Source organism: Sutterella sp. (genome assembly GCF_052272535.1).
Classification (GTDB): Bacteria; Pseudomonadota; Gammaproteobacteria; order Burkholderiales; family Burkholderiaceae_F; genus Sutterella.
On the sequence record NZ_DAVZJY010000153.1, the window covers coordinates 1 to 5,981 of the forward strand.

Sequence of the window (5,981 nt, forward strand, 5' to 3'; positions counted from 1 at the left end):
GACCGAGCTCTACCCGCAGGTGGACTTCGACCGGCCGCGGGTGCTCGACCCCCTGCGGATCCTCATCCAGACGGCATGGCTCATCTTCGTGAAGCCCGCGCGCCCGGGCGAGCGCTCGCCCTGGAGCCGCGCGGTGACGGGCGTCGTGCGGATCCTGCGCGCCCTGGGCGCCGTCATCGCCCGCGCGGGCGAGGCGTGGGGCGCCTTCTGCCTCGCGCTCGTGCGGCGGCTTCCCGCCCTCTCCGACGAGGAGGAGTCGAAGGACGAGTCCGCGAAGAGCGGCCGCAGCAGCCGGCGCGCCCGCGGAGCGCTCCTTTGGATTTCGGTGGTCCTCGGGCTCGCGCTCGCCGCGCTCTGCATCACGCAGCCCTTCAACCTGCAGGGCCAGGCGGTCTTCCTCACCTTCATGTTCTTCTCGATGGTGGCGCTCGTGCGCGTGAAGGCCCGCATCACGCTGATGCTCCTCTTCGTGATCTCGATCGTGGTGTCGGCGCGCTATCTCTGGTGGCGCGCGACGGCGACCCTCAACACCAACACCTGGATCGACGTGGTCTTCACGTCGCTACTGCTCGGCGCGGAGCTCTACGCCTTCTGCGTGATGGTGCTCGGCTACTTCCAGGTCTGCTGGGCGATGGACCGCAAGGTCTGTCCGCTCCCCGAGGACGAGAAGACCTGGCCCGTGGTGGACGTCTTCATCCCGACCTACAACGAGGCGCTCGAGATCATCAAGCCGACGGTCTATGCGGCGCTCAACCTCGACTGGCCCGAAGAGAAGCTGCGCGTGCATCTTCTCGACGACGGCAGCCGTCCGGCCTTCGAGACCTTCGCGCGCGCGGCGGGCGCGAACTACATCAAGCGCGACGAGCACAAGCACGCCAAGGCGGGCAACATCAACCACGCGATGACGGTCACCTCGGGCGAGCTGATCGTGATCTTCGACTGCGATCACATCCCCTCGCGCGACTTTCTGAAGTCCACCGTCGGCTGGCTCGTCAAGGACCCGCGGATCGCCCTCGTGCAGACGCCGCACCACTTCTATTCGCCCGATCCCTTTGAGAAGAACATGCACCTCGAGCGCGCACAGCCGATCGAGAACTCGCTCTTCCACGACTTCATCCAGAAGGGCAACGACACGTGGAACGCGACGATGTTCTGCGGCTCGAGCGCGGTGATGCGCCGCTCGGCCTTGGAGGAGGTGGGCGGCATCGCCGTCGAGACGGTGACCGAGGACGCGCACACGTCCCTCAAGCTCAACCGCCGCGGCTGGAAGTCCGCCTTCATCTCGCGTCCGGTCGCCTCGGGGCTCTCAACCGACACGCTCGCCGCCCACATCGGGCAGCGCATCCGCTGGGCGCGCGGCATGATCCAGATCCTGAGGCTCGACTGCCCGCTCCTTGGCCGCGGGCTGACGCTCGCGCAGCGTTTGTGCTTCTTCAACGCGATGCTCCACTTTCTCCACGGGCTCCCGCGCATCATTTTCCTCTTGGCGCCGCTGCCCTACATGCTCGCCGACGTCTACGTGATCTACGCCACGGCCGCCTCGATCTTCGCCTACGTCATTCCGCACATGGTGCATTCGGCCGTGACGAACCAGCGCCTGCAGCACGGCTACCGCTACCCCTTCCTCTCGGGTGTCTACGAGACGGTGCTCTCCTGGTACATCCTCGTGCCGACCACGGTGGCCCTCATTGCGCCCAAGATCGGCAAGTTCAACGTCACTGCCAAGGGCGGCGTGATCGACAGCAAGTACCTCGATTGGCACATCTCCAAGCCCTACCTCGTCCTCATCGCGCTCAACTTCGCCGGCCTCGCCATGGGCTTCTGGAAGGCCTTCTTCTCGCCCGAGCCCGAGTACCTGACGCTCGCGATCAACATGGGCTGGATCGTCTACAACCTGATGATCCTCGGCGCGACGATGTCCGTGGCCGTTGAGGAGGTGCAGAAGGACCGCTACCCGAGAATCGACCTCAAGCTCCCGGTGACCGTGGAGATCGACGGGCGCGCGGTCCCCGCGCAGATGCTGCAGTTCTCGCAGGAGGGCGTGCGGGTCGGTAGAGCCGCAGCCGGGGCCGATCCCTTCGCGGAGCTCCCCGACGGCGCTGCGCTCTCGGTGACGGTGCCCGACGACGAGGGGGCGCCCGAAAAGTTCCCCGCGCACCTTGCGCCCGCGGATCCGGAGAAGACGGACGGCGCGCGCGACCTCATCATCGACTTCCCCGACCAACCGGCGCGCACCGACGAGAAGCGCTTCAACCGCGTCACCTTCGCGCGCCGCGGCATCTGGGCGCGCACGCCTGAAAAGCCCGTGGACGACCGCTTCATCACGGGCTTCCTGGAGCTCGGGCGCCTCGCGCTCTACGGCTACCGCTCGATGATCGAATTTCTCCCCGGACGGACGCTGCCGGCCGTGCGCGACCTCGTCAGGTCGCTCCTTCCCCGCAGTCCCCGCGCGGACGCGTCCTGAAGCGGCGCGCCCTTTTTGGTCCGTGGGAGATGATGAAGCATTTCCCGACGAATTCACCCAAAGCCTTTCAAAAAGAGAATGTTCAGACCGAAATCCACCACCACGATGCGCTTCGCCGCGGTCCTCGCAGCGGGGCTTCTTGCGGGCGTGGCCGCCGTGCCCGGGAGCGCTTCGGCCGCCCCCGCGCAGACCGCTTCGCCGCAGCCCGTCTGGCGCACGGACGTCACGGGCTCGCGCATTGAGAAGAAGTCCCTGATCGGACTCGTTCCGGGCGGCATGGCCCGTTCGGTGCGCCTCACGGGCCTCGTGAAGACGCAGTTCTTCGACTTCGGCGTGCGCTCGGACGACGTGGTCTCCCGCGCCGCGGTCGACCTCGCCTTCACGACCTCCGCTTCGGTGCTCCCGACCGTCTCGCAGCTGAACTTCTACCTGAACGGCGAACTGCAGCAGTCCTTCACGCTCGAGAAGGAGATGATCGGCTCGCCCGCGACGCTCTCGGTCGCGCTCAACCCCAAGTCGATCCGCACGCAGAACCAGATTACGATCGAGTTCATCGGGCACGTGAAGTCGGTCTGCGAGAATCCCGCGGACGACTCGCTCTGGCTCGAGGTGGGCGCGCAGAGCCGCCTTGTGCTCGAGAAGTCCCGCATCCGCCTCGGCAACGACATCGCGAAGCTCCCCGCGCCCTTCGTGGACGCGGCATCGGGCGACGCGACGCGCCTGCCGTTCGTCTTCCCCGCGGCCCCGGAGAGCCGCATGAAGGAGGCCGCCGCCGTGCTCGCCGGGTGGGCGGGCCGGATCGCCGGCTGGCGCGGCGCGGACTTCCCGGTCCAGTTCAACGCGCTGCCCGCTCCGGGGCACTTCATCGTCTTCGCGACGAACGACAAGCGTCCGGAGTTCCTGAAGGACTTCCCGCAGGTGAAGGGCCCGCAGGTCACGGTCGCGGACTCCCCGAACTCCCTCTGGGGGAAGATGCTCGTGGTGGCCGGCCGCGATGAGGCGGACCTGTTGGTCGCCGCCAAGACCCTCGTGCGCGAGGGGAACGTGATGATCGGCGACACCTTCCGCCCGGGCCCCTTCAAGGAGACGCCGCCCCGCGAAGCCTACGACGCGCCCGCGTGGCTTCCCGTCGGCCGCACGGTCGCCTTCTCGAAGATCATCGAATATCCGGGTCAGCTCTCGAGCCGCGGCTACCGCATGCCGCCCGTGCAGATCCCGGTGCGCCTCGCTCCGGACCTCTACATGACGGGCGACGCGAACCTCACGCTTTCGGTGAAGTACCGCACCACGAAGCCCATGACGGGCGAGGCCGCGCAGTTCCGCGCGTTCCTGAACGGCGCCCTGATCGACTCCGACCCAACGGCCGCGAAGACCGGGCAGGGCGAGCGCGTGATTGGGCTCCCCGGCTTCTACGGCGCCCTCGTCGACAACGCCGAAGGCACCCTGGCGTTGCGCCCCCAGAACGTCCTTTCCTTCACGGTGGACTATGAGCGGATCGCCGACGGCGGCACGCCCGAAAACTGCAAGTCCGTGATGCTGCTCCCGCACCAGATGGAGATCGAGCCCGTGAGCACGATCCGGCTCGAAGGCCTCTATCATCAGGCGCAGATGCCCAACCTCAAGCTCTTCACCACGGCCGGCTGGCCCTTCACGAAGTACGCCGACCTCTCGGGCACGGCGGTCGTGATCGCCGAAGGCGCGAGCGCGTCCGAGGTCTCCACGATGCTCAACGCCGTCGGGCGCTTCGCCGCACAGACGGGCGCCGTGGGCGAGCACGTGCGCGTGGTCTCGTCGACCGCCGATCGGGCGGCCGCCGAGCGCGATCTGCTCGTGATCGGCCGCGTCTCGACGAAGATGAGCGACATCAATGCGCAGAACGCGCTTGAGCTCCGCACGAGCGTTGAGCGGGCCGTTGCGAGCCGCAGGGCCCTCGAGGAGTCGCTGCAGGCCCCGGCTGCGGGCGTGATGGCCGAACCCGTCGCCGCGATCGTGGGATTTGAGTCGCCGCTCCAATCCGGGCGCAGCGTCGTCGCGCTCCTCTCCGAGGGCCCGGCGAGCTCGCTTGAACTCAACGCCCGCCTGGCGAGCCCGCAGGCGCTCATGAACCTCTCGGGCACGACCGCCGTGATCGCGGGAGACGCCGCCGCCTCCTTCACCGTGGGCGAGCGCTACACCGTGGGCGACCTCCCTTGGTACCACACCGTCTGGATGAAGCTCTCGAGCCACCCGGGCTGGCTCGCGCTCTGCGCGATCCTCTCGGCCCTGGCGATCGGCCTCTCGGTCTTCCTCTTCATGCGCCGCTGGGTCGGGAGGCGTGAATGATGTCTGACCAGCCTTTGAACAGCATGATGCGCACCATCCTCAGCGCGGCCGCGGCCGCCGTGCTCCTCGTCTCGGCGGGCTCCGCCGCGGCCTGGGGCCTTTGGGACGACTTCAAGACCGCCAACGTCGAGAAGGCCCGCGTCGTCGACTATTCCGACCTGCGCCGCATCACGACGAGCGAAGGACAGTCCTACGCGCTCTTCTTCGCGCTCGTCGCGAACGACCGCACGACCTTCGCCGGGCTCCTCGAGTGGACCGAGAAGAACCTCTCGGGCGGGGACCTCACGAAGACGCTCCCCTCCTGGCTCTGGGGCCAGACGGGCGGCGGCTGGGGCGTGATCGACACCAACAACGCCGCCGACAGCGACATGTGGATCGCCTGGTGCCTCCTCGAGGCCGGGCGCCTCTGGAACGAGCCCGCCTACACGGAAAAGGGCCGCGCCATGATGGCGCTCCTCAAGAAGGAGGTGCGCGACGTGAAGAACCTCGGCCGCGTGATCCTCCCGGGGCGCGTGGGCTTTGAGGACAAGGACGGCTCGGTGAAGCTCAACCCCTCCTACTACCCGCTCTTCATCCTCAAGCGCTTCGCGCTCGAGGACGCCTGGTGGAATTCCGTCTACGACGGGTCGCTCGCGATGCTCGTGCGCTCCTCGCCCTCGGGATTCGCCCCGGAATGGGCGAAGTTCTCGCCCGACGGCCGCTACGTCGTGCCCGACGGTACGGACTATCACGAAGGCTCCTACAACGCGATCCGCACGTATCTCTGGGCCGGCATGATGTCGCCCGAAGATCCCGCGCGCCCGGCGCTTGTGCGTCAGTTCGCTCCGATGGTGGAGGCGACGCGCGCGCTCAACTTCCCGCCCGAGAAGACCGACGTCGTCACGGGCGACGCGGACGAACCGGGGCCGGATTACTTCGGCGCCTGCGTACTTGCGCTCCTGGGCGACGGGCGCACGGCGGGCCTCATCCGCACGGTGCTCACGCGCGAGGGCGTCCGCAGGGACCGCTACTACGGCAACGTCCTCATGCTCTACGGCCTCGGATTCGACGAAGGCCGCTGGGCCTTCGACCCCGACGGGCGGTTGGTCGTCCGCATTGAGGAGGCGCGGAAATGACGGCGCCGCAGCAAATGGACAAAGAAAACGCCTCCGTTGAGGCGAGCGCGCAGACCCCGGCGCATTCGAAAGGCCTGCGC

Annotated in this window: 3 protein-coding genes; all 3 read left to right on the forward strand. The window is 67.8% G+C overall.

The genetic code is table 11. The features are described 5' to 3' along the window. Positions 1-2,464: UDP-forming cellulose synthase catalytic subunit (gene bcsA / locus ACT6Y9_RS08015; protein WP_443744149.1), on the forward strand; the 2,464-nt coding region annotated here is incomplete at its 5' end. Between the two features lie 78 nt (positions 2,465-2,542). Next, positions 2,543-4,786: a cellulose biosynthesis cyclic di-GMP-binding regulatory protein BcsB gene (locus tag ACT6Y9_RS08020; RefSeq protein WP_443744150.1), complete on the forward strand. Its 2,244-nt coding sequence runs from the start codon at positions 2,543-2,545 to the stop codon at positions 4,784-4,786. Beyond that, on the forward strand, positions 4,786-5,901 hold the full coding sequence (gene bcsZ / locus ACT6Y9_RS08025) for a cellulose synthase complex periplasmic endoglucanase BcsZ (RefSeq protein ID WP_443744151.1): 1,116 nt from the start codon (positions 4,786-4,788) through the stop codon (positions 5,899-5,901). Before ACT6Y9_RS08020 ends, bcsZ begins: the two co-directional genes overlap by 1 nt. Positions 5,902-5,981: the final 80 nt, after the last annotated feature.

What these genes read in the sequence shown, in the direction of transcription:
- bcsZ (WP_443744151.1), top strand. Translation starts at nt 4,786, where the DNA reads ATGTCTGACCAGCCTTTGAACAGCATGATGCGCACCATCCTCAGCGCG.
- ACT6Y9_RS08020 (WP_443744150.1), top strand. Translation starts at nt 2,543, where the DNA reads ATGTTCAGACCGAAATCCACCACCACGATGCGCTTCGCCGCGGTCCTC.